The organism is Lentibacillus sp. (genome assembly GCF_035301675.1).
Classification (GTDB): domain Bacteria; phylum Bacillota; class Bacilli; order Bacillales; family Amphibacillaceae; genus Lentibacillus.
The window spans coordinates 20,116-45,110 of sequence record NZ_DATGTT010000052.1 but is presented as its reverse complement, the minus strand read 5'-3'; the positions used below and the strand labels follow the sequence as shown (position 1 = coordinate 45,110).

The 24,995-nt window shown below is 42.9% G+C and carries 27 protein-coding genes and 1 other annotated feature; of the genes, 25 read left to right on the top strand and 2 right to left on the bottom strand.

Annotation, left to right across the window (positions count from 1 at the left end; translation table 11 throughout):
- Positions 1–32: 32 nt before the first annotated feature.
- Positions 33–2,654: a valine--tRNA ligase gene (locus VK097_RS09230; protein ID WP_324211603.1), complete on the top strand. Its 2,622-nt coding sequence runs from the start codon at positions 33–35 to the stop codon at positions 2,652–2,654.
- Positions 2,655–2,680: 26 nt separating this feature from the next.
- Here VK097_RS09230 and VK097_RS09225 read toward each other — a convergent pair whose 3' ends face one another.
- Entirely contained in the window at positions 2,681–3,538 is an 858-nt protein-coding gene (locus tag VK097_RS09225) for an ATP-grasp domain-containing protein (RefSeq protein ID WP_324211513.1), read from the bottom strand.
- A gap of 10 nt (positions 3,539–3,548) precedes the next feature.
- Complete coding sequence (locus tag VK097_RS09220) at positions 3,549–4,442, bottom strand: ATP-grasp domain-containing protein (RefSeq protein ID WP_324211512.1); 894 nt, start codon at positions 4,440–4,442, stop codon at positions 3,549–3,551.
- 92 nt (positions 4,443–4,534) lie between these two features.
- On the opposite strand from VK097_RS09220, the gene VK097_RS09215 reads away from it, so the two are divergent.
- The 24 genes from VK097_RS09215 to queA all read left to right on the top strand — a co-directional run bounded on the left by VK097_RS09215 (position 4,535) and on the right by queA (position 24,884).
- A complete protein-coding gene (locus tag VK097_RS09215; protein WP_324211511.1) occupies positions 4,535–5,833 on the top strand; it encodes a bifunctional folylpolyglutamate synthase/dihydrofolate synthase in 1,299 nt (432 codons plus the stop codon).
- Between the two features lie 440 nt (positions 5,834–6,273).
- Positions 6,274–7,197 (top strand): SPOR domain-containing protein, encoded by a 924-nt coding sequence (locus VK097_RS09210; protein ID WP_324211510.1) that lies wholly within the window; start codon positions 6,274–6,276, stop codon positions 7,195–7,197.
- A gap of 196 nt (positions 7,198–7,393) precedes the next feature.
- Complete coding sequence (gene radC, locus VK097_RS09205) at positions 7,394–8,083, top strand: RadC family protein (RefSeq protein ID WP_324211509.1); 690 nt, start codon at positions 7,394–7,396, stop codon at positions 8,081–8,083.
- A gap of 439 nt (positions 8,084–8,522) precedes the next feature.
- Positions 8,523–9,563 carry a rod shape-determining protein gene (locus VK097_RS09200; RefSeq protein WP_324211508.1) on the top strand — a complete coding sequence of 347 codons (1,041 nt, stop codon included), beginning with the start codon at positions 8,523–8,525 and terminating at the stop codon, positions 9,561–9,563.
- Between the two features lie 12 nt (positions 9,564–9,575).
- On the top strand, positions 9,576–10,457 hold the full coding sequence (mreC, locus tag VK097_RS09195; RefSeq protein ID WP_324211507.1) for a rod shape-determining protein MreC: 882 nt from the start codon (positions 9,576–9,578) through the stop codon (positions 10,455–10,457).
- Positions 10,457–10,996, top strand: a complete 540-nt coding sequence (gene mreD / locus VK097_RS09190; RefSeq protein ID WP_324211506.1) for a rod shape-determining protein MreD — start codon at positions 10,457–10,459, stop codon at positions 10,994–10,996. The genes mreC and mreD overlap by 1 nt, the downstream gene beginning before the upstream one ends.
- Before the next feature lie 41 nt (positions 10,997–11,037).
- Positions 11,038–11,724 (top strand): septum site-determining protein MinC, encoded by a 687-nt coding sequence (gene minC, locus VK097_RS09185; protein WP_324211505.1) that lies wholly within the window; start codon positions 11,038–11,040, stop codon positions 11,722–11,724.
- Positions 11,717–12,514 carry a septum site-determining protein MinD gene (gene minD / locus VK097_RS09180; RefSeq protein ID WP_324211504.1) on the top strand — a complete coding sequence of 266 codons (798 nt, stop codon included), beginning with the start codon at positions 11,717–11,719 and terminating at the stop codon, positions 12,512–12,514. The genes minC and minD overlap by 8 nt, the downstream gene beginning before the upstream one ends.
- 201 nt (positions 12,515–12,715) lie before the next feature.
- Entirely contained in the window at positions 12,716–13,477 is a 762-nt protein-coding gene (locus VK097_RS09175; RefSeq protein WP_324211503.1) for a M23 family metallopeptidase, read from the top strand.
- A complete protein-coding gene (locus tag VK097_RS09170) occupies positions 13,464–14,327 on the top strand; it encodes a site-2 protease family protein (RefSeq protein ID WP_324211502.1) in 864 nt (287 codons plus the stop codon). Before VK097_RS09175 ends, VK097_RS09170 begins: the two co-directional genes overlap by 14 nt.
- Before the next feature lie 66 nt (positions 14,328–14,393).
- Positions 14,394–14,597, top strand: a sequence feature (ribosomal protein L21 leader region).
- 13 nt (positions 14,598–14,610) lie between these two features.
- Positions 14,611–14,919, top strand: a complete 309-nt coding sequence (gene rplU, locus VK097_RS09165) for a 50S ribosomal protein L21 (protein WP_324211501.1) — start codon at positions 14,611–14,613, stop codon at positions 14,917–14,919.
- A gap of 11 nt (positions 14,920–14,930) precedes the next feature.
- Complete coding sequence (locus VK097_RS09160; protein WP_324211500.1) at positions 14,931–15,257, top strand: ribosomal-processing cysteine protease Prp; 327 nt, start codon at positions 14,931–14,933, stop codon at positions 15,255–15,257.
- Positions 15,258–15,274: 17 nt separating this feature from the next.
- On the top strand, positions 15,275–15,565 hold the full coding sequence (gene rpmA, locus VK097_RS09155; RefSeq protein WP_324211499.1) for a 50S ribosomal protein L27: 291 nt from the start codon (positions 15,275–15,277) through the stop codon (positions 15,563–15,565).
- Positions 15,566–15,672: 107 nt separating this feature from the next.
- The gene (locus VK097_RS09150) at positions 15,673–16,194 is read left to right on the top strand and encodes a Spo0B domain-containing protein (RefSeq protein ID WP_324211498.1); all 522 of its coding nucleotides are present in this window, start codon (positions 15,673–15,675) and stop codon (positions 16,192–16,194) included.
- 17 nt (positions 16,195–16,211) lie between these two features.
- Positions 16,212–17,492, top strand: coding sequence for a GTPase ObgE (gene obgE, locus VK097_RS09145; protein ID WP_324211497.1), 1,281 nt, complete (start codon positions 16,212–16,214; stop codon positions 17,490–17,492).
- A 43-nt stretch (positions 17,493–17,535) separates the two neighbouring features.
- Positions 17,536–18,387 (top strand): prephenate dehydratase, encoded by an 852-nt coding sequence (gene pheA, locus VK097_RS09140; RefSeq protein ID WP_324211496.1) that lies wholly within the window; start codon positions 17,536–17,538, stop codon positions 18,385–18,387.
- A gap of 135 nt (positions 18,388–18,522) precedes the next feature.
- Positions 18,523–19,479: a SafA/ExsA family spore coat assembly protein gene (safA, locus tag VK097_RS09135; RefSeq protein WP_324211495.1), complete on the top strand. Its 957-nt coding sequence runs from the start codon at positions 18,523–18,525 to the stop codon at positions 19,477–19,479.
- Between the two features lie 177 nt (positions 19,480–19,656).
- Positions 19,657–20,403: an NAD(+) synthase gene (gene nadE, locus VK097_RS09130; protein ID WP_324211494.1), complete on the top strand. Its 747-nt coding sequence runs from the start codon at positions 19,657–19,659 to the stop codon at positions 20,401–20,403.
- 64 nt (positions 20,404–20,467) lie between these two features.
- Positions 20,468–21,025: a YhcN/YlaJ family sporulation lipoprotein gene (locus tag VK097_RS09125; RefSeq protein ID WP_324211493.1), complete on the top strand. Its 558-nt coding sequence runs from the start codon at positions 20,468–20,470 to the stop codon at positions 21,023–21,025.
- A gap of 161 nt (positions 21,026–21,186) precedes the next feature.
- Positions 21,187–21,918 (top strand): YebC/PmpR family DNA-binding transcriptional regulator, encoded by a 732-nt coding sequence (locus tag VK097_RS09120; protein WP_324211492.1) that lies wholly within the window; start codon positions 21,187–21,189, stop codon positions 21,916–21,918.
- A gap of 105 nt (positions 21,919–22,023) precedes the next feature.
- The gene (ruvA, locus tag VK097_RS09115) at positions 22,024–22,626 is read left to right on the top strand and encodes a Holliday junction branch migration protein RuvA (protein ID WP_324211491.1); all 603 of its coding nucleotides are present in this window, start codon (positions 22,024–22,026) and stop codon (positions 22,624–22,626) included.
- A 15-nt stretch (positions 22,627–22,641) separates the two neighbouring features.
- Positions 22,642–23,643 carry a Holliday junction branch migration DNA helicase RuvB gene (gene ruvB, locus VK097_RS09110; RefSeq protein ID WP_324211490.1) on the top strand — a complete coding sequence of 334 codons (1,002 nt, stop codon included), beginning with the start codon at positions 22,642–22,644 and terminating at the stop codon, positions 23,641–23,643.
- 2 nt (positions 23,644–23,645) lie between these two features.
- Positions 23,646–23,837: a DUF2905 domain-containing protein gene (locus VK097_RS09105; RefSeq protein ID WP_324211602.1), complete on the top strand. Its 192-nt coding sequence runs from the start codon at positions 23,646–23,648 to the stop codon at positions 23,835–23,837.
- A gap of 18 nt (positions 23,838–23,855) precedes the next feature.
- Positions 23,856–24,884, top strand: coding sequence for a tRNA preQ1(34) S-adenosylmethionine ribosyltransferase-isomerase QueA (queA, locus tag VK097_RS09100; protein WP_324211489.1), 1,029 nt, complete (start codon positions 23,856–23,858; stop codon positions 24,882–24,884).
- The last annotated feature ends 111 nt before the right edge of the window (positions 24,885–24,995 follow it).

Genomic DNA, 24,995 nt, shown 5'->3' with positions numbered 1-24,995 from the left:
AACCCGCAGTGACTGAAGAGAACAAAACAACGATGTCACCAAAATATAATCCCAATGAAATTGAAAAAAACAGATACCGATTTTGGGTGGAAGGGAAATTTTTTGAAGCCACAAGCGATGAAGAAAAAGACCCGTTTACAATTGTGATACCGCCGCCAAATGTGACAGGCAGACTGCATTTGGGCCACGCATGGGACACAACGATGCAGGATACAATTTCACGGATGAAACGGATGCAGGGCTATGATGTGCTGTGGCTGCCAGGCATGGATCATGCGGGCATTGCTACACAGGCAAAAGTCGAAGCAAAATTGAAAGAACAAGGTGAAAGCCGGCACGCCCTTGGCCGTGAAAAGTTTTTGGGCGTTTCCTGGGACTGGAAGGAAGAATATGCTGAATTTATCCGCTCCCAATGGGAAAAATTAGGTCTGGGTCTGGACTATTCGCGGGAACGATTTACCCTTGATGAAGGATTGTCGGATGCCGTCCGGGAAGTATTCGTGAGCCTGTATGAAAAAGATCTGATTTACCGTGGCGAATACATCATCAATTGGGATCCGGACACGAAAACTGCCCTTTCCGATATTGAAGTTGAATATGCGGAAGTGCAGGGTAAATTTTATCATATGCGCTATCCGATTAAAGACAGTGATGAAACGATTGAAATCGCAACAACCCGGCCGGAAACCATGCTTGGAGATACAGCGGTTGCGGTCCATCCGGATGATGAACGCTATCAGCATCTGATTGGTGAAACAGTAATCCTGCCGATAATCGGCCGGGAGCTGGAAATTGTAGCCGATTCATATGTCGATATGGAAATGGGCTCCGGAGCGGTAAAAATAACACCGGCACACGATCCGAATGATTTTGAGATCGGCAACCGTCATGATCTTGAACGTGTTCTCGTCATGAATGAAGACGGTTCAATGAATGAAAATGCCGGACGCTATCAGAGGATGAACCGATTCGAATGCCGCAGACAAATTGTGAACGACCTGCAGGAGCAGGGGGTATTGTTTGAGATTGAAGACCATGTTCACCAGGTCGGTCATTCAGAGCGGAGCGGCGCTGTTGTGGAACCATACCTATCAACACAATGGTTTGTCAATATGCAGCCATTGGCAGACGCTGCAATTGAATTGCAGGAAGGCGAGGGTAAAGTCAATTTTGTGCCGGACCGGTTTGAACGGACATATTTGCAATGGATGGAAAATATTCGTGACTGGTGTATATCAAGACAGCTCTGGTGGGGTCACCGCATCCCGGCCTGGTATCATAGAGAAACAGGTGAATTGTATGTCGGCAAGGAAGCACCGGCCGATATTGAAAACTGGGAACAGGATGAGGATGTACTTGATACATGGTTCTCATCTGCATTATGGCCTTTCTCGACAATGGGCTGGCCTGATGAAGGATCTAAAGATTTCAAGCGATACTTCCCTACAGATGTACTTGTGACCGGATATGACATCATCTTTTTCTGGGTTGCCCGGATGATTTTTCAGTCCAAACAATTTACAGGCAAGCGGCCATTTAAAGATGTTTTGATCCATGGTCTGATCCGTGATGCTGAAGGCAGGAAAATGAGCAAATCACTTGGCAATGGTGTTGACCCGATGGATGTGATCGATCAGTATGGAGCCGATTCATTGCGTTACTTCCTGCTGACGGGATCAACCCCGGGACAGGATTTGCGTTTCCATTGGGAGAAAGTTGAAGCGACATGGAATTTCGCCAATAAAGTCTGGAATGCTTCCCGATTTTCCTTGATGAATATGGAAAACTTCTCTTATGAAGATATTGATTTAAGCAAAGAAAAATCACTTGCAGATAAGTGGATCCTGACCCGGTTAAACGAAACGATTGAACACGTGACCAAAAATACGAACAAATATGAATTTGGTGAAGCAGGGCGCCATTTATACAACTTCATCTGGGATGAACTGTGTGACTGGTACATCGAAATGGCAAAACTGCCGCTTTATGGTGATGATGAGGAACAGAAATTAATGACCCGGTCGGTCCTGGCCCATGTACTGGATCAGACAATGCGGATGCTGCACCCTTATATGCCGTTCATTACTGAAGAGATCTGGCAGCAGCTCCCTCATAAGGGTGATTCCATCACCGTTTCCAAGTGGCCGCAAGCAAGACCGGAATTTCATGATGAGTCAGCGTCGAACGAAATGAAACGGCTGGTCTCCATCATTAAATCGGTCAGAAATATCCGGGCAGAGGTGGATACACCATTGTCCAAGCAAATTAAACTGTATATTAAAACGAAAAATGAAGTGATTGCATCGGAGCTTGAAAACAACCGCAGTTATTTGGAGCGTTTCTGCAATCCGAGCGAATTGATCATTTCAACGGACGTGGAAACACCGGAAAAAGCAATGTCAGCGGTTGTCACGGGAGCAGAATTATTCCTTCCGCTTGAAGGGCTGATTGATTTTGATAAAGAAGTCGAACGGCTGGAAAAAGAATTGACGAAATGGACAAAAGAAGTGGAACGCGTTCAGAAAAAGCTTGCGAATGAAGGTTTTGTCAATAAGGCACCGGAACATGTTGTTGACGAGGAAAGACAGAAAGAGAAAGATTATCTTGAAAAACAGGCTAAAGTTAAGGCTCGGCTTGAAGAATTAAAATCCTGAACAGTAAAAGCGGACATTCATGACAATCATGAACGTCCGCTTTTTATATATGTCACATATTTTTTTAAAATGTTAATGTCACTTATGGCACTTAACGTGCGCGATCCGACTACATCTTCTATCTCATTAAAAACAAACTGTCCATCATGATCAAGCAGAAAGTCAATGCCTGCCAATCCAAACTGGAAAAATTCACAGATTTGTTTGACCAGCACTGTTTCATGCGGTTTTAGAGTGTACCATGAAGCGGAGCCGCCCAGTTTATAATTGGCCCGAAAATCATGTTTGTTCTCGCGCAGGACTGCACCAATCACTTCTGTACCGATGACAAACACGCGCACGTCTTTCCCGGGCTGAATATTTGCCGCTGATTGCACAATCAGATCACCCTTTGGCTGGTTCTTTTTTAGGCCCTGCCACTCCTGAATGCTTTTCACCAGAAGAACTTCCTTGCCGCCTCTGCCATAAGCCCCTTTAATCACAAACGGAAAAGGCAATGGGGCTGATTCGGGCAAGCTTGTATTTTCTGAAATAAATAGTGTATCTGCCATCGGAATTGGTAATTTGCTTAAATAAAAGTGTGTCAGTGCTTTGTCGTTACAAATGGCAGCTGTTTCAGCGGGGTTATACACTGATACACCGAAAGATTCAAGCTGCCGGCTAAGAAGCGGATCAATCGTTCGGATAACAGCAAAATCAGGTAACGGCAACGGTTTGCTATCAAGCTTGACTGTACGTTCACTGCCAAGAACTCCAATCGTTAAATCCTCTCTTAGAATAAAACGCAGTGATACGTTTTGCAGGTGCGCTTCTTCAAGGAACCAATTGATATACGATCTGTTTTGTTCTGCATCATTTTTATTATAAATCAGCCAGCCGTTCATAGCAGTCCCCTTACTGTATTTCATTTTTGATATAGTCTATTATAAAATCGGCAACATTGATGCCGGTGCAATCAAACATATTACGGATATGCGCGTTCGAATTGATTTCGCAAATAACTGGCGAGTTGTCAGACCCAATTAATAAATCCACGCCGGCGAAATCAGCGCCAATTGCTTTGGCAGCGGTGACAGCAATCCTTTTCTCCCCGGAAGACGGGTGGTACGCTTGCATCTTTCCCCCGGCTGTAACATTTGCCCGAAAATCATTTTCTGAATGACGGGACATAGCGGCAACAACTTCATCACCGACGACGTGCAGACGTTTGTCTTTTCCATAGCTTGAGGAAATGAATTCCTGAACCATAAACGGACGGCTTTGAAGCTGCCTTATTTTTTCAGCCAATTCATCTCTCGTGTCAACAAGATGTACCTGTTCGCCAAAGGACCCGAATGCTTCCTTTATAATCATGGGGAAGCCGAGGATATTGATCGCTTCCTGATAGTCATCGATGGGATTCTTTGTCGTTTTGTGAAACGATTTCGGGGCAATGACCGTCTTTGGGACAGGTAAATGGTTTAATGCCAATGACTGATACGAGGCGATTTTGTCATCACTCAAAGCAATTGTCTCCGAACTGTTGAATACACGTATTCCCAATAATTCGAGCTGTTTTGCCAGGTAAGTATCTTTATCGGCAAAAACTACAAAATCAGGCAGCCTGTCTCTGCCTGTGCCCAGCAAATTCACTGATCCGGAAGTCAGCAGTCCAAGCAGTTCATTATTTTTATAAATGTTTGTGTCTATCCGCTGTTTAGCTGCAGCTTGCTGAATCCACTCGGCGAAGTCAAGGAACTTATTGCCCGGCAAGTAGCCGTTGTAAATAATCCAGCCGTTCAGTTTCAATACTTGTCTTCCCTTCTTGATTTAAAATTGTGTTTAATTATTGCTATAATGATGCTGTTTAGATAAAAAATAAACGAAAAGCGGTGTGCACGATGTTCGAACAATTTTGCCAAGTCGAAGCTTTTTTCCATGTCCGGAAACAGCATGGTATGAAACCGGGGCTGGGACGTATACATAAACTTTTGGACCTGTTGAATCATCCAGAGAAAAAAATGAATGCCATTCATGCAGCAGGAACCAACGGCAAAGGTTCAACCATTCACTATCTGAACCATGCCCTTATGGCGAACGGATACACGGTCGGTGTTTTTAATTCACCGAGTCTCGAAGGGTTAACCGGTCATATTTTGCTTGATGATGCCCGGATTCCGGAAAAGATTTTCATTCATTACCTTAATAAAATTTATCCATTTGTACTCCAGCTTGACAAAGAGCAAAATCATCCGACTGAATTCGAAATCATAACTGTGATTGCGTTCTTATATTTTGCCGACCACACGGATATTGTTTTAGTTGAAACCGGTATGGGGGGCAGGGAAGACACAACGAATTGTTTCAACCCCATTTTGTCCATTATAACAAATGTCTCGTGGGATCATATGGATTTTCTCGGGAAAAATATTGAGTCGATTGCGTATCATAAAGCCGGAATTATAAAGGAAAACAAACCAATTATTGCCGGGGAAATGACTGGAAAAGCTACCTCGGTCATTGCTGCAGAGGCAAAGAGGAAAGGTGCCCCACTTTATCTGGCAGGTGAATCGTTTCAATATAAAATCACCGGCGTCAAGGGACATAACCAGACATTTCAATGGCATATGGATTCCGATATCAGCATGGAAGCGGGATTACAGGCAGCAGGTATTCATCAAGTAAGAAATGCTTCTTTGGCAATAATGGCCCTTGTACTTCTTAACGATAAAGGATTCGATTTGCACCGGGACAATTGCTTGAATGGCCTGAAAGCTACCCGGATCCCTGGCAGATTTGAACAAATTTATGACAGACCGGCAATTATACTGGACGGAGCCCATAACCCGGCCGGTGTGCAGGCTTTTACGGAGACGCTTGAAACAAGCTTTGGCCATGCGGAAAAGCATTTGATTTTTGCCGCATTTAAGGATAAAGATTTAAAACGAATGCTTGAAAAACTGGAACCTTATTTTTCTTCTGTTACATTGACGACATTTAATCACCCGCGGGCTGCGGGAATTGAACAGCTCCAGAATTTCAGCAAGAGCCGGCATGCCAAATTCCAAAGTGACTGGCGGCAGACCCTCAGACAAATCAATTTTGAACGGAAAGACGCCTTTTATTTTATAACCGGTTCATTACATTTTATAGCTATGGTAAAGAATTACGTTTCTGACGTTTGGAGCTGCGATAATTGATATGATTCACTGCGGCGAACTTCACTTGCCAATATTTGAATGGTGGAGTTCTTGTTCAAGATTGATGTTGTTGGTACAGAATACATAAACTGCGACATAGTGACAGGGTTGATTTTCGCTTCGGGCAATTGCTTTCCGCGGGCAACGCTTCAGCTTCCTCGGAAGCAAAACCGCTTCCTGCTCAGATTTCAGCTGCCTGCTTTATCGCAGAAATCAACTGTCCTCCGCTTCAATCAACGCCATGTTAGCGCAGGAAAAACACGGAGCTGCGGGAGGAAAGGCCTCGGTGAGATCCCACAGTTAAATTAGTTACAAAATTTACGAAAAGAGCCTTTTGTTGTATTATGTTGAAAGTTTTTTTGAAAGAGTGACAATAATCGTCTTACTTTTTACCGTCCATATGCTAGAGTTGAACAAACTCATATATGGAGGGAAAATGGGTGGGTCAAAATAAAAAGGTAGACGTATGGATGAATGGTAAAAAAACAAAATTGAAAAAGAAAGCCGGAAACACAAACAAACAACATTCTATTAAAGAATCCAACGATGAGCATGCAGCCTCACTGGAGAATTCCAATATACCTGAATATGTCAGACAGGAGAATGAGGATGGTAAAAAGGATCGCAACAAAAAAATCAACTACAAACGAAAATCCAAATTAAAGAGGGCTAAACCATTTTTAATTGCTTCCATATCTGCGGTTATCATTGGGGCATTTCTGGGTTTCTTCATGCTTAATATGTTTGTGGATATCAATCGCAATATAACTCAGCAGGACAGTTCCTCCTCTTCAGCGGCAGCCGATAAAGAAAACAGCATGGCTAATGCTGAATCAGCTGATGCTACTGCAATAGATGCACTCAGTGCCTATGTGGTACAGGCAGGTAAATTCAGTGAACAAGCAAACGCTGAGGAAATGGCAGCAACTGTCCAGGATGCAGGTTTTTCTGCTATGGTCTGGGAAAATGGGGCTTTTTATTTCGTTTTATCCGGAATAAGCACTTCTGAGCAACAAGCGGAACAAACGGCAACCGGCCTCGCTGACAATGGAATAGAAGTTTATGTTAAGGAATGGCAAACAGAAACGAACGAAATCACATTACCAGATAACGAAAAAGAATGGCTTCAAATGTATGAGCAGCAGTGGAAGGAAGCAGTTGATTCCGTCAGCAGCGGCAACCACCTCTCAAAGGATGCCTGGGCGGAAGTTATTGATGCGGTTCCGGAGAACACCGAATCCATCTCCGGCATTGCTAAAGCGTTAAATGAACAGCATCAAGCGATGGGACAGACGGATAAATGGCAGGAACAGGTGATTTTGCTGAAACTGTGGGAACAGTTTAGTCAGTTGATATCACAATGAATAAACGCAGTGCATGTTGCGTAAAAATGGGCAATTTTGTATTTTATTAATCCGGTATAGCTGGAAAGTTGAATTTCTGTCAGGAGATTTTTCAATTATAAGGATCAAGGCTCCTGTTAAAGTATTTTTTTATAAAGTTGTCCCTATGGAGAGGAACAGTTACGATAAATCTATCTTACCATAGGGAGGACTGTGAATGAGTTCATCGCCGATTATGATAAAAGATGTCCCAAAAGAGGATCGCCCCCGGGAGCGTTTGCTTAAATTTGGACCGAGTCATTTGTCCAATCAGGAACTGCTTGCTATTCTGATTGGCAGTGGGACGAGGAAAGAGTCAGTAATGGTCTTATCGAATCGGGTTTTAATGCATTTTGAAGGATTAAACTTATTGAAAGATGCGACTATTGAAGAATTGACTTCAATTAAAGGGATTGGAACTGCCAAAGGCGTATTGTTGCTGTCGGCTTTGGAATTGGGAAAACGAATGAATCAGTACAAGCCTGACGATCGTTATGTAATTCGCTCGCCTGAAGATGGGGCGGACTATGTTATGGAAGATATGCGGACGCTTAACCAGGAGCACTTTGTTGTATTATTTTTGAACACCAAAAACCAGGTTATCCACAGCCAAACTATCTTTATCGGAAGTTTGAATGCCTCGATTGTACATCCGCGTGAAATATACAGGGAAGCTGTCAAACGTTCGGCTGCTTCCATTATCTGTGCACATAACCACCCTTCCGGAGATCCCGCGCCTTCCCAGGAAGATATCCATGTAACAAGACGTCTGGTGGAATCAGGGAAAATGATTGGCATCGAATTATTGGACCATTTGGTGATCGGTGACAGGAAATTTATTTCACTTAAAGAAAAAGGTTATCTATAAACACTATCTATTTTTTTATTTTTTTCGTATAATTGAATAGACGTAATTCGGACAGCGCCAGTTTCTAATGTTTACTTGAGATTGGCGCTTTTATTTGCTTTAACTAAATGTGAATATTTACTTTCCATTAAAAGATGTTTAAAATAATGGATTAGGAATCAATTGATTATAAGTGCCTGTTCAAAAAGGAGAATAAAATCAAAAGTTCAAAGTGGCCTACTCTCGAGCATAAATAAAACTGCCCTGAAATATACCGCACGCAAGAGTTAGTGGTTTTTCTTTTCCAAGGTGTGGAAAAACAAGCCAATGAAGACATTCGATGTGGTATTTCCACCGAACTTTTTGAACAACTCCTATAAAACATAAGATAAAAGATGATAGCTACTTAACTTCGTTTACAGCCAGCAAATGAATTGCTAATTGGGAAAGGAAGATTTTTTTGGGAAGATTCAGTTTGTCACAGGATTTAGGCATTGATCTGGGGACAGCCAACACACTTGTTTTTGTGAAGGGGAAGGGTGTTGTTGTACGGGAACCGACTGTTGTCGCGAAGAATATTGAGACACGTGAAATTGAATCAGTTGGGAAGTCTGCCAGAAATATGATTGGCCGGACCCCCGGTAATATATCAGTTGTGCGTCCGATGAAAGACGGCGTCATTGCTGATTATGATACAACTGCTGTTATGATGAAATTTTTTATTAAACAGGCGATGAGCAGACGATCACTTTTTGCCAAAAAGCCAAATGTTATGATATGTGTACCTTCAGGAATTACTATGGTGGAGGAACGTGCTGTTGTTGATGCAACAAAACAAGCAGGTGCCAAAGAAGCTTATCCAATTGCTGAACCTTTTGCATCAGCCATTGGAGCGGGTCTGCCTGTTTGGGAACCGACAGGCAGTATGATTGTGGACATTGGCGGCGGCACGACCGAAGTTGCTGTCATTTCACTCGGCGGCATTGTAACCAGCCGTTCGATTCGAACAGCGGGCGATAATATGGATGAATCGGTTACAAATTATATCCGCAAGCATTATAATTTGATGATTGGTGAGCGCTCTGCCGAGTCAATTAAAATGGATATCGGCGTCGCCGGAGAAGTTAAGGAAGATGTCGAAATGGATATCCGGGGCCGTGATTTGCTGACCGGTCTTCCGAAAACAATAACGATTACAGCCAGGGAGATTGCGGATTCTTTAAATGACACTGTTGAAGATATTGTAGAAGCCGTTAAGGATACATTGGAAACAACACCCCCGGAACTAGCCGCCGATATTATGGACCGTGGAATTGTATTATCAGGCGGGGGATCCCTTTTAAAAAACCTGGATAAAATAATCAGCGATGAGACGAAAATGCCTGTTTTTGTTACAGATGATCCTCTGGAGAGTGTGGCCATCGGTACAGGCAAATCTTTGGAATACATTCGCCATTTCCGTTCCCATCCGAATGTATCTTCCCGTCCTACTGTCGAGTAAGCAGGTGTTCACATGAGGCTCTTACAAAAAAAAAGACTATTTATCCTTTTAATTGGTTTTATTATTCTTGTGGCACTGATCGGCTATTCATTACAGGACAGGGATGAAGAGACAACCGCCGAACAATTCATTAAAGATACAGTTGGATGGGTACAAAATTTAATACACACACCGGTTGATTACGTTACAGGTATTTTTAAAAACATTGATGATATCACGGATACTTACGAGGAAAATAAGATATTGCGTAATAAAATAGCGGAATTTAAAAGTCTTCAGTATGAAGTACAGGAATTGAAAGAGGACAATGCCGAGCTGCGGAATACATTGGATAAAACCGAATCAATCCATGAGTATAATCCGATTCAGGCAACTGTTATCTCCCGTTCAACCGAGCGGTGGATTGAACAGGTAACCATTAACAAAGGGACTCAGGATGGTGTCGAAGAGAATATGGCCGTCATTACAGCTAAAGGTATGGTCGGAAAAGTAGAGACACCGTCAAAATTCACATCATCGGTGAAATTGCTGACCGGATTTGATAAGTTCAACCGGATATCCGCTAAAATCTCCAGGGATAAAGGCGATGATGTTTTCGGAATGATTGAGGGATATGACAAAGAATCAGACCACTTGCTGTTCAGAATCATTGAGGAATCGGACAAAGACTTGAAAGAAGGGGAATTGGTCTTATCTTCCGGTATGGGCGGTGTTTTTCCTGCGGGCCTGAAAATCGGAGAGGTCAAAGAAGTTAAGCCGGATCAGTATGGGCTGACCCGCACTGCCTTTGTTGAGCCATTGGTCGATATGTATGATATCAATAATGTAATTGTAGCAGAGCGGCCGCAGCCGGATGATAATGAGTCAGAAGAAAACGGGGAGGATGGGTCGTAATGAGACGATTGCTGATTCCGCTGATACTTTTTCTTCTGCTGATTATGGAAGGTGTCGCACTGGATATATTGCCGACGCCGCTTCTAAAAGGTGATCTGGATTTCGTATCCCACTGGGTTTTCATATTTCTTATTCTGGTTGCGATATTTTATGACCGGGAAAACACATATTTTTCTGTTTTTTACGGATTTTTATTTGGACTTTTGACAGATGTTGTCTATACCGGAATTTTAGGTGTATACATGTTCAGCTATGCACTTGGTGTCTATGTTGTACACGGGCTGACTAAAACATTACACGCCAATTTTTTTGTGACGATATTGCTTGGTACGGCAGGACTAATAGTTGTAGAGGTTTTTGTCAATTTTGTTTTTTCCATTACAGGGATAGCTGATTTCGTCTGGAAGGATTATTTAATTGAAAGGCTGACACCAACCATCATTGCTAACATTTTATTTCTGCTCGTTTTATATCCATTTTTCGTAAAACGGCTTGTCAAATGGAAAGAGGAACAGTTATCAGGCAGTACGAAATTTTAAACGTGTTTGATGTCAGGCAGAATTATTGAGGTGAATACAAGGTGCGTGAAGAGAACCAAACAATTACAATTAAAGGTACTAAAGACGGACTGACATTATTCATTGATGATCGTGAATCATTTGATGGGGTAATGGACGAGCTTGCTGATAAGCTTTCAGAATATAACCCGAAAAAGGATGATCCGGTCGTACCGGTGACTGTAAAACTGGGAAACCGGTATATTAATGATCAGCAAAAACAGCAGCTGCGGGAGTTGATTGGCGACAAAAAGCGCTTTTCCATTGAGCTTTTCGATTCCAATGTTATCCATCGGGATGAAGCTATTAGATGGAAAGAAGACAGCGACATGAAGGTGATTAATAGAGTTGTACGCTCTGGACAGGTATTGGAAAATGCCGGCGATCTGTTGTTAATCGGAGATGTAAATCCCGGCGGTAAAGTTATAGCGACAGGAAATGTGTTTATCATGGGAAATCTGCTGGGTGTTGCCCATGCCGGAGCACACGGAGACCGGAAAGCTGTCATCGCCGCCTCCTACATGAAACCGAGCCAGCTCAGAATAGCAGATTATATCAGCCGAGCGCCTGACTACGAAACGGAAGGTGTTTATATGGAATGCGGCCTCATTGATGAAAAACAGGATAAAATAATCATAGATCGTCTCCAGGTTCTTTCACATAAACGAAAAGATATAAGCGGGTTTGAAAGGAGAATACTGAATGGGTGAAGCAATAGTCATTACGTCCGGTAAAGGCGGAGTAGGTAAATCGACCACAACTGCAAACATTGGTACAGCCTTGGCGCTTATGGAGAAAAAAGTTTGCCTGATTGATACGGATATTGGCTTGCGTAATCTTGATGTCATTATGGGTCTGGAGAATCGGATCATTTATGATATTGTGGATGTGATTGAGGAACGCTGTAAACTTGGACAGGCTCTGATCAAAGATAAACGATTTGAGGATCTGGCACTTTTACCCGCAGCACAGACGAGTGATAAATCATCCGTAACAATGGACGGGATGAAAAAAATTCTTCAGGAATTGAAACAAACCTATGATTATATTATTATTGATTGCCCGGCAGGCATAGAGCAAGGATTTCAAAATGCGGTTGCCGGTGCTGATAAAGCAATTGTCATCACAACTCCGGAAAAGTCCAGCGTCAGGGATGCTGACCGCATTGTCGGTTTGCTGGAAAACGAGAATATTGAACCGCCAAAAATGGTTATCAACCGCATCCGGAACCATATGATGAAAAATGGTGATATGCTGGATATAGATGATATCATTCAAATACTCTCTGTCGACCTGCTTGGAATTGTAATTGATGATGATGAAGTGATCAAAGCATCCAACAATGGTGAACCTGTAGCACTCCAAGGAAGTTCCAAAGCTTCAGTCGCGTACAGGAACATCGCACGGCGGATACTGGGCGAAACTGTTCCGCTTCAATCATTGGAAGAAGAAAAAGGAATGTTTCAAAAGGTGAAGCAGTTTTTCGGAATACGATCCTGACTATTCAAACACATGCAGCAGCAATTAAAGCTTGTTGCATGTGTTTTTTTGTATTACATATTTCGGTGGTAGCCCGCGAAAAGCGAAGTGTATGTCAATTGCTTGTTAACAGTCTTGGAAAAATGCCCCATACTGTTATATCATAACTTCCTCCCTTAATTCATATACTTGTACAAAAGCTAGACAAGGGTTGTGAAGCGAATGAATAAAGGGGTAAAAAAAGTAAGGAAATCGATTAATCAGCGAAAAAAAATGCGTGGTACTGCTGGTGAAAAAAACACGACACAAATTATGCCATCATCCTTTCCGCAAGAAGAAGAAAAACACGGCTATTTCCCTATATTCACTGATGATGGGCGAGCATCAAAATCCAGTAATGGGCGAATCACCGGATTTGCCATTAAAGGGGTTTTGTCGGCAATGCTTTTTCTCTCAACTGCTCTTTTATTTCAAACGGATTCAGAATTACTTTCAGCACCTAAAGAGTGGACAGTAAATACGCTGACAGAAGAATTTCCTTTTGCCAGTGTCAATCAGTGGTATCAAGAAACATTCGGTGCCCCGATGGCTTTATCATCATCACCGTCCGCCGACGAAGGAGAGGCTTTGGCATTTCCTGTCAGCGGGTCTGTTTCCGAAACTTTTCAGGCGAATGGAACAGGGATAAAACTGGCGCCTGAACAAGAAACAGCTGTTTCAGCTATGCAGGGGGGCGTGGTTACGTTTGCCGGCAACAATCATGAAACGGGGAAAACAGTTATTGTTCAGCATCCTGATAACAGTGAAACCGTGTATGGAAATTTAAGTTCGATTGATGTACATATGTACCAGTTTATTAATCGCGGTCAACAACTTGGCATATTCAGTCCTGGAAGAGACAACAAAAATGTCTACTTTGCTATTGAAAAAAATAATTCGTATGTGGACCCTGTACAGGTGATTGAAGTTGATGATGCGGAGTAATCTCTTACCGGCAATTCACATCCACCCAATTCTATTAATATTCATCATCATCTCATTTTTAACTGGTACATTTTTTGAACTGATAGTAATTCTGACAATTGTACTGATTCATGAACTGGGGCACTTTTTTGCAGCGAAATGGTTTGGCTGGCGGATTCGCGGTGTAATGCTATGGGTGTTTGGCGGTGTTATGGATACAGATGAGCACGGGACAAGGCCATTTCATGAAGAAGTATGTGTTGCGCTGGCAGGTCCGCTTCAGCATGGGTTCGTTTATCTGTTCTTGTTTATGCTGTCCGGAATTGAACTGTTGCCAGCCCATATTATTGAAACAGCGTATTTTTATAATACAGTAATCCTGTTGTTTAACTTGCTGCCAATATGGCCGCTGGACGGAGGTAAATTGGTGTTATTGACGCTTTCCGAAAAACTTCCCTATCGGAAAGCATACAATTCTGCTGTCATGTTTTCGTTAATTTTGAATGTGATCTTAGCAGCCGTCGCTGTGTTAGTGATGCCTTTTACACTCAGTGCTTTTCTTTTGTTCGCCTTCTTAGTCATGGAAAACAAAAGGGATTGGAAGCAGCGCTATTTTGTGTTTATACGATTTTTGTTGCAGCGTTATCACGCGGAAAACCATTTCAGGCGTGTTCAGCCAATCGAAGTGTCACCCCGCGACAGATTAATGGACGTATTCAACTGTTTTCATAGGGACAGAATACATAAAATATATGTTACGCTGCCGGGTGATGTCCGCCGGCAGATGGATGAGATGGAATGCCTCCACAGTTATTTTCATGAACAAAATTACCGCAAATCAATCGGTGAAATCATCAGCCACGTATCATAATGATTTTCGTATGCTTGACAACTGATTTTGTCTCGTGATAATATTTATACGTTATTTATCGTAGCACCAGTGCTACAACCGCTCAGAGCAGGTTATTAAACTCCATTAAAATAAAAAGGACCGGGAAGTTCAAGGAAGCGAAGCTTTGAGTAGCGGAATGTATGCTTTATAATACATGAGCAATGGAAAAGCAAGCTGACAAAGACATTTTTATCGGACTTTTTGAACAACAACTGAGGGAGTGCCTGTATGGCGAGTCTTAGTTATTCAAGGAGGTGCAGACATGTACGCAATTATTGAAACAGGCGGTAAACAGATTAAAGTTACTGAAGGACAAGAAGTTTATGTTGAAAAAGTAGCAGCTGATGCAGATGAATCTGTTACATTTGATAAAGTCTTGTTCGTCAATGGAGATGATGTGAAAGTCGGTGCTCCATATGTTGATGGTGCTTCTGTCACGGCGAAAGTTGAAAAACATGGTCGTCAGAAGAAGATTGATGTTTTCAAATACAAGCCTAAGAAAAATTATCATCGCAAGCAGGGCCATCGTCAGCCTTATACCAAATTGGTAATTGATAAAATCAATGCATAAAGGTTTAAACTATGATTAATGTCATTATAAATAGACAAAACAGTCAAATTGAACAGTTCGAACTGACCGGTCATGCTTCAAGTGGTCCTTATGGATATGACTTAGTGTGTGCGGGTGTTTCAGCTGTTTCGTTTGGAACTGTCAATGCAGTAATGGCATTAAGTGATGCGGAACCTGAGATTGAGCAGGGGGATGAAGGCGGCTACCTTCGGGTGACTATTCCCTACGGCATATCGGATGTTACAATGGAAAAGGTCCAGCTGTTATTAGAAGGTATGCTAGTCTCCCTGAAAACAATTGAACAGGAATACAGCGAATTTATAACTATTCAGGAATGATAAGGAGGTGCCGTAAAATGCTGCGTTTGAATTTGCAATTTTTTGCTCAGAAAAAAGGTGCCGGAAGTACAAAGAATGGCCGTGATTCTGAATCGAAACGACTTGGCGCCAAGCGTGCCGATGGTCAATTCGTCAATGGCGGAAGCATCATTTACCGCCAGCGCGGTACAAAGGTCTATCCGGGCATGAACGTAGGTCGTGGCGGAGATGATACATTGTTCTCCAAAATTGACGGTGTTGTAAAATATGAACGTGTTGGCCGCGACCGTAAAAAAGTCAGTGTTTACCCGGCAGCTAAAGAAGCATAAGCTTGCTGAACAAACAATACAAACTCCAGTCAGTTTTTGACTGGGGTTTTTTTGGTATAATGCGTCGATCTTTGCTATACTTTTCTTACTTATTGAGGGGGGAAAACATGAGAGATTCAGATGTCATCCAGATGCTCCGTCATTATCGGCACGACTTGATGAACCATTTGCAGATTGTCCAGGGATATCTTAGCATGGGGAAAACAGACAAAGTGCAAAATAAATTAAAGGATTATATGGGAGAGTTGCATGAAGAAGGAAAACTGGTCAATTTAAATGCTCCGATGTTTGCGCTCTATATATTGCAATTTAAATTTTTACATACGAACTTTCGGGTAATATATCATATACGAACTGCAGCTAAAAATTTGCAGTCAGTGGATGAATTGCTTACAGATTGCTGTGAAAAAATTATGGAAAGAATAGTGAAGTCATCTGATGAAATGCAATTATATGAATTGAATATACAACTTTATGATGTTGGTCGGGATATGCTTGAATTGGAATTTGCCGTCAGCGGCAAAGTTCCCGATGTACAGGCTTTTATGCAAACGATAGAAAATATAGATTGGGATGTGACAATCCAGCATCTGGATGATGAAATCAAATGTACGGTTCGGATTCCATAAAATGAGGTGGATAGAAGATGTTTATTGATCAGGTTAAGGTATATGTCAAGGCCGGAGACGGCGGAGATGGCATTGCTGCTTACAGACGGGAAATCTATGTTCCAAAAGGTGGTCCCGCCGGCGGTGATGGCGGCAATGGCGGTGACGTGATCTTTAAGGTTGATGAAGGGCTTAACACCCTCATGGATTTTCACTACAATCGTCATTATAAAGCAAAACGCGGCGAGAACGGTATGAGCAAAAATAAACATGGCAAAAATGCAGTGTCATTGGTCGTTGATGTCCCGCCAGGCACAACCGTGAGCGATGAAGATACCGGGGAAGTGATTGCTGATTTAACAGAACATGGCCAGGAAGCTGTCATTGCCAATGGCGGTCGCGGCGGACGTGGCAACTCTCGTTTTGCATCAGCAAGAAATCCAGCGCCTGAACTGTCTGAAAATGGGGAGCCGGGTCAGGAGCGCAATATAAAGGTTGAGTTGAAATTGCTTGCGGATGTTGGCTTAATTGGCTTTCCAAGTGCAGGAAAGTCGACTCTGCTGTCAGTGGTAAGTGCTGCCAAGCCAAAAACAGCCGAATATCATTTTACAACGCTGACGCCTAATCTTGGTGTTGTTGATACCGATGATCAGCGCAGTTTTGTTATTGCAGATCTTCCCGGTTTAATCGAAGGAGCGCATGAAGGAATCGGGCTGGGTTATCAGTTTTTGCGTCATGTTGAACGGACACGCGTTTTGCTTCATGTCATTGATATGGCAGGGATTGAAGCCAGAAATCCTTATGATGATTTTGTGAAAATCAACCGTGAGCTAAAGGAATATGATGCGAAACTGATGGAGCGGCCGCAAATTATTGCAGCAAATAAAATGGACATGCCGGGTGCGGAAGAAAACCTGCGTGAATTTAAGAGCAAATTGGATGACGAGTACCCGGTTTATTCGATTTCAGCACTCACAAAAGAAGGGGCACGGGAACTCGTTTTTGCTGTAGCAGATGTGCTTGATAAGACACCAAGACATACACAGGAAATTGATGAAACAGATGAGAAAGTGGTTTATCGCTACCAAAAAGAAGAAACACCGTTTACAATTACCAAGGATTCGGACGGCACCTATGTGTTGTCGGGAGCAAAGGTTGAAAAACTGTTCAAAATGACAGATTTTACGAAAGACGAATCAGTACAGCGGTTTGCACGGCAGCTGCGCGGAATGGGTGTAGATGATGCATTGCGCAGGCGTGGTGCGAGCGACGGTGATATTATCAGATTAAATGATTTTGAATTTGAATTTATAGAGTGACTATTGTTGATTTTCATGATGCTGAAGATAGGGGGAAGTTCGAATGGTGAGAATAGGTTACTTGGGTCCGCGTGGCACTTTTACAAAGCTTGCGGTTGATACCGCGTTTAATGGTGAAAACAAACAGAGTTTTACAACGATTCCGGAATGCATTGATGCAGTTCAAAATGAGGATATTGATATCGGAGTTGTGCCGCTGGAAAATGCCATTGAGGGTACGGTGCAAATAACAGTTGATTACCTGGTTCACCAGGTCAGATTGCCTGTAGTGGCCGAGATAGTTGTTCCGATTCAGCAGCATTTGCTTGTTAAACCCGGGTTTACTGGTAAATTATCCGGAGTTCCGGATGTTTACTCACACAGTCATGCCATTGCCCAGTGCCATCAATTTCTGCACATGCATATGCCGGATGCAAAACTGAATTTTACATCATCTACCGGGAAAGCGGCAGAAGTCGTTAGCGGGAGTGAAGGCAATGCTGCTGCTGTAGGCAATAGACTGGCAGCAAGCGAATATGGTCTGGACATATACCGGGAAAATATTCACGATTATCCGAATAACCATACGAGGTTTGCAGTGCTGGCAAAAGACAAAGAGATTGTCAAGGTCAAACACGAAGCCGAAGCAGAAAAGACAAGTCTGCTGATTACACTTCCAAGTGACTACGCCGGTGCATTGTATCAAGTGCTCGCAGCATTTGCCTGGCGCAGGATGAACCTGTCCAAAATTGAGTCGAGACCGATGAAAACAGGTTTAGGCAATTATTTTTTCATTGTTGATGTCAACCAGCCTTATGACAATGTTTTATTTCCCGGGGTCAAAGCTGAACTGGAAGCTCTTGGCTGCAATGTGACAATCCTTGGTACATATCCCGTTTATCAAATCGATTTATAATCTAAGCCGTCTGTTCCTGATCGGGTACAGGCGGCTTTTTTTATTTTTAGTTCAACATTTACCATTTGTTTGCATAAGGTGATAATGAGTGATTTGCCCAGTTTGGAATCTGGATTGAAAGGAGTCTGTTTAAATTTGAAGATTCACATTGTACAAAAAGGCGATACATTATGGGAAATAGCAAAACAGTACGGCGCTGATTTTGAACAGGTGAAACAGCTGAATCCGCAGCTTTCAAGCCCGGATATGATTATGCCTGGCATGAAAATCAAAATACCTGCTTCATCAAAGCCAGTCAAAAAAGAAGGTGAGCATAAGAAGGAAGCTCAAAAAGAAACACAGAAGCCCGCTGCTGAAAAACCATATAAAGACACATCACCAAAACCGATGCCGGTTACAAAAGAGGATGATGTTAAACAGCCGAAAGATATTAAGCCGAAGATGCCGATGCAGCCGAAGATACCGGCTATGGAACAGGAAATGAATTATTACACCACCATCAACCTTCCGCAAATACCGGCCTACAAACAACCCGAGGAAGAATTAGCTGAAAAGAAAAAAGAAATATATTGTCACTCACTTCCTAAGCCAGATTTGGCGTTTTATCATCACGAGCCCTGCCCGCCGCCTCCAGTACCGCACGTGAGTCCTTATTCCGGTGGACATAAAGATTGCGGCTGTGGCGGACCAAAACCAATGCAAATGCCTATGCATCACCAGCCAATGCAGATGCCAATGTATCATCACCCGATGCCGCAGCCGATGCAGCCACCGATGCAAATGCATCCTATGTACCACCAGCAGGGGCAAATGCCGCAGCCTCCGCACTATGGCGAAATGATGGGTCCGGATAAATCTTCGTCAAATATGAATATGTCGGCGAGTCCAGCACCAAACTACGATATGAACGAATACGGATCATACAGTCCGAAATTCCCGCCAAAACCGATGGAGATGCAACATGGCTATCATAATCCGCAAATGCCGCCGAAAACCCTGCCGCATTTCTCAGGCAGCCATGCCCCAATGCCGAAGCCGCCTGGTTTCGACCAATGGTTCCGCGAAGATGAAGATGATTCAGCAAATGAATGATTTAAATCAAGGAGACGAGATGAGTTTGGATCGTCTCTCTTCTTTTTAATGGAAAAGAGTAATAATGAGACATTAATATTTATCCACTGGGAACAAATAAATATCAATCTTTTTTAAAATCGTTCAAACCGTGCTAAACTGGCTACAGGAATTCCGAATGACAATAAGGTGGTAATTATGGAAGAAAGAGTAAATGATATTGTACAATGGCTCCGTGAAAGTGTGCATGAAGCAGGCGTCAGCGGATTAATGGTCGGTGTCAGCGGCGGACTGGATTCAGCAGTTGCCGCTTACCTTATTCAGCGGGCTTTCCCTGATGATTCGCTTGGTGTGATGCTGCCGATTAACAGTAACCCGGAGGATATGGACCATGCGAAAAAAGTGACCGAAAGCTCGGGAATCAATGAAATGACGGTTGATTTGACTGAAACACATCAAATCATGTATTCGTCAATAAGCGATCAGCTAAAGGAGAAAAACTCATTCAAACAGGACAATGACCAGCTTGCCGGTGCAAATCTCAGGGCCCGCCTGCGCATGAGCACCCTTTATACGATTGCAGCGCATTATAATTATCTGGTTGTCGGAACAGATAATGCGGCAGAGTGGCATATCGGGTACTTCACAAAATATGGTGATGGCGGTGTGGATATCCTTCCATTGGTGGAGTTCACCAAACAAGAAGTAAGGGAAATCGGGGAGTATCTCGGTATCAGAGATGATATCTTAACTAAAAAACCAAGTGCCGGACTTTGGGAAGGACAAACTGACGAAGCAGAAATTGGAACGACCTATGATAAAATTGATGCCTATCTGGAGGGAAAAGAAATCCCTGCCAAGGATAGGAAGATCATTGAACGCATGCACCGGCGAACTTCCCACAAACGGGAACCGGTAAAGCAATTTCATCATACAGATAAATAATTCCTTTATTTAACTGTTTAAAAAAACCTCGCTTATCCAACCTAAAGATAAGGGAGGTTTTGTTATGCATATTATAAAATGGCTGATTTTACCAGTCCTTTCAATTTTACTATTCGGGTGTGCACAATATGAAACAGGAGAAGAAGGCTCTCAGGAAAATATGAATTCACAGCCGATTAATTATGAAACAGAACAAGAGCAGGATGAACGGCTTGAAAGAGAGGAACAGGGAATTGATGAACAGGGCGGTTACTTGCAGAGTGAACAAAAAGAGCTGAACGATGGGGATGAAAATGCACAAAGTGACTTGTTTACGAATGAGATGTCCATGTCCATTTCCAAGCATTTAAAGGAACGCAAGGATGTCCGGCAAGCACAGGTTGCTGTGTCTGAAGAAAGAGTGGTTGTTGGTGTTATGCTGACTGACCAGGCACCGCCGGACATGCGTGAACGTGTTGAACAGGAAGTGCAGGAGATGGTCCCAACTAAAGAAATTTACGTTTATACAGATGATATATATTGGGACCGGATGCGGAACAAAGATGCGCAGCTAGATCAGCTGAACGGAGATATGCGAGAGTTCTTGCGTGAATTCTTTAATCGTGACCGGGAAGATTTTTAAACTGCATCAATACAATCACACCAGCTGTCTGGAAATGTCTGATTCTGCTCAACTAACATTCAATGGGAAAAAACGCCCCATTGAATGAAGTTTCGCTTTATTGATTTCTTCTTTTTTGATATAGTTAAAAAGGAAATTTTGAGGAGAGAGGAGAATGTCCAATGGCTGGTCATTCTAAATGGCATAATATACAACGAAGAAAGAATGCCCAAGATGCCAAGAAGGGCAAAATATTTATGCGCCATGCCAAAAACATTTATACTGCCGCGAAGGAAGGCGGGGGTGATGTGGATATGAATGCGGCACTAAGGACAGCGGTTGATAAGGCGAAAGCGGACAATATGCCGAACGACAATATTGATCGTGCCATCAAAAAGGCAACCGGTGATCTTGATGGTGCCCATTATGAAGAAATCACCTATGAAGGTTATGGCCCTGGCGGTATCGCTGTTATTGTCAGCGTGCTGACAGATAATAAAAACCGTACTGCTTCAGAAATCAGACATGCTTTCAAGAAAAATGACGGCAATCTTGGCGAGAATGGCAGTGTAACATTTATGTTTGACCGTAAAGGCTACATTCTCATTGAAGATGAAGATGGTGCCATCGATGAAGATGAGATTAGCATGGAAGCTATTGAGGCCGGCGCAGATGATATTGTGGGAGAAAATGACGTCTACGAAATTTATACCGATCCGGAGAATTTTCAAAATGTCCGTGATTATTTGCGCGAAACGAATTATGAACTTGCCGAAGCAGATGTATCTTTTTTCCCGCAAACTTACAATGCCCCTTCTGAAGACGATGAACAAAAAATGCTGAATCTGATAGATATGCTGGAGGACAGCGAGGATACGCAGGATATCTATCACAATATGGAGACCTCAGACTAATCAAAAGACTTCTATTCTTCTTCGTATGGAGAATGGAAGTTTTCTTTCTGCCAATAATGGATACATATGTTAAAATGGGGAGAGGATTAAAAAGGAGAAAGTTACATGATTGCTTATATAAAAGGAACATTGGTCAATATACATGAAGATGCTGTAATTGTTGATGTACAGGGAGTTGGGTATGAGGTTTTCTGTGCCAATCCATTTGCATTTCAGGCCTCGTTACATAATGAATTAACAATTAACACGTATCATTACGTCCGTGAAGACACACAGATTTTGTATGGTTTTCGGGACCAGGATGAGAAATTGCTGTTTACAAAACTGATTTCCGTATCCGGTATCGGTCCAAAGGGTGCACTAGCTATTCTGGCAAGTGTTGATACTCAAGGATTTATTGAAGCGATTGAGCGAGAAGACGATAAATTTCTGACCAGCTTCCCGGGTATAGGCAAAAAGACTGCCAGACAGATTATTCTTGACTTAAAAGGAAAATTGTCAGCTATCGTGTCAATACCAGCTCAATCCGCTGAGAATACGCCATCCCGCGAAAATTCAAAAGGGGTGCGGGAAGCCCAGGAAGCATTAAAATCACTTGGCTACACCGAACGGGAGATTAGGACAATTACCCCCGAGCTCCAAAAAGAAGACAGCAATGATACAGACGCAATCGTGCGTAAAGCGCTGGCATTGCTAATGAGAAACTAATAAGGTGGGATGATGATGGATGAGCGGATGGTCACAGGTGAATTACAGCATGAAGATTCCACTGTTGAACTCAGTCTCCGCCCCACAAATCTGAAACAGTATATCGGTCAGCAGCAAGCAAAAGATAATTTAAGTGTTTTTATTCAGGCCGCTAAAATGCGGGACGAAGCCCTCGACCATGTCCTATTATATGGTCCGCCCGGTTTGGGTAAAACGACTCTGGCATCAATTATTGCCAATGAGATGGGAGTTCAGTTCCGCTCAACATCGGGACCGGCGATAGAACGTTCCGGTGACCTGGCGGCGATTCTCTCGTCTCTTGAACCGGGGGATGTTCTGTTTATCGATGAGGTGCACCGGTTGCCGCGATCTGTTGAAGAAATTTTGTATCCGGCAATGGAAGATTTTTTTATTGATATTGTAATTGGAAGCGGTCCAAGTGCACGGTCTGTTCAGATTGATTTGCCGCCATTTACGCTGGTAGGTGCGACTACGAGGGCAGGGTTGTTATCAGCTCCATTGCGTGACCGTTTTGGGGTCCTGAGCAGACTGGAATTTTATGGTCCGGACGAATTGTGTGATATCGTTGAGCGGACCTCGGATATTTTTGAGACCTCCATTACTCATGAAGCAGCCTTGGAGGTTGCCAGCCGTTCAAGGGGGACGCCCCGGATTGCCAACAGGCTGCTGAAACGAATCCGTGATATTTCGCAAGTGAAAGGTGAGAAAGAGATCAGTCTGCAGACAACAGATAAAGCACTGGAGATGCTGCAAGTTGATAATGCTGGACTGGATCATACAGACCATAAACTGCTGAATGCCGTTATTGATGGTTTTCAGGGCGGTCCGGTCGGGTTGGATACAATAGCAGCAACAATCGGAGAAGAACCGCAGACGATTGAAGATGTGTTTGAGCCGTATTTACTCCAGATCGGTTTTATTCAGCGAACACCGCGGGGGCGTGTTGTAACACCTAAGGCTTACCAGCATTTTGGGATAAAGAAAGATAATGAATGAATATGGGTAAAATGTTTATTATCCTCGGCATTATCTTTGTTGTGATTGGTATCGTCTGGTCGTTTATCGGAAAATTGCCGGGAGATATCACCATTAAACGTGATAATTTTACTTTCCATTTCCCGTTCATGACATCAATTGTCGTAAGTATTGTTTTGACACTTATCTTTTTTATTATAGGAAAATTTCGCTAGTAGAGTTAGGAGAGCACGATGAATATAGAGGATTTTGATTTTAATCTGCCGGAAGAGCTAATTGCACAAACACCTTTGAAAGATCGCACCGCGTCTCGTTTGCTGGTATTGCAGCGTGAAACAAAAGAAGTGGAGCATAAACAATTCACAGATATCAAAAACTACCTGAAAAAAGGCGATTGTCTTGTGCTGAATGATACACGGGTTCTGCCGGCTAGGCTTTACGGCATCAAACAGGATACAGGGGCAAAAGTTGAAGTGTTGCTCCTTCATCAGCAGGAAAAGGATACTTGGGAAGTCCTTGTAAAACCGGCCAAGAAGATCAAAATTGGAACAGTTATCGTTTTTGGTGACAGGAAACTCCATGCAACGTGCGTTGGTCTTAAGGAGCACGGCGGCCGCATACTTCAGTTGGAGTATGAGGGTATTTTTTATGAAATACTTGATGAACTGGGGGAAATGCCGCTGCCGCCTTATATCAAAAAACAATTACCTGAGAAAGAACGGTATCAGACAGTGTATGCGAAGGAGGAGGGATCAGCTGCCGCCCCAACTGCCGGTTTGCATTTTACGAATGAACTGCTTGATGAGATTCGGGATATGGGGGTAAGTATTGAATTTATCACGCTGCATGTCGGCCTGGGAACATTCAGACCAGTCAGCGCAGATAACATTAAAGAACACGAAATGCATGCGGAGTTTTATCAGATGTCAAAAGAAACTGCAGATGCACTTACAAAAGTCAAAAAACACGGTGGGCGCATAATTACAGTCGGTACAACCTCGACAAGGACATTGGAGACGATAGTGCGTGACAATGATGGAAAATTTGCCGGATCAAGCGGCTGGACAAATATTTTTATTTACCCGCCATATGAATTTCAGGCGATTGATGGCCTAATCACTAATTTTCATCTGCCTAAATCGACATTAATCATGATGGTCAGTGCATTCGCAGGAAGAGACAGCATCATGCATGCCTATCAGGAGGCTGTCAAGCAACGGTACCGCTTTTTCAGCTTTGGCGATGCGATGCTAATTTTATAATAAGGTTTTTTCATAAAGGGTGTTTTATTTATCCGCCGCCTGAATGCCTTTTGAATCGATGAGCGGAAAGTGATGACTTCTGCGGAAAAAGCAGTTGAAAACCTCTTAAGA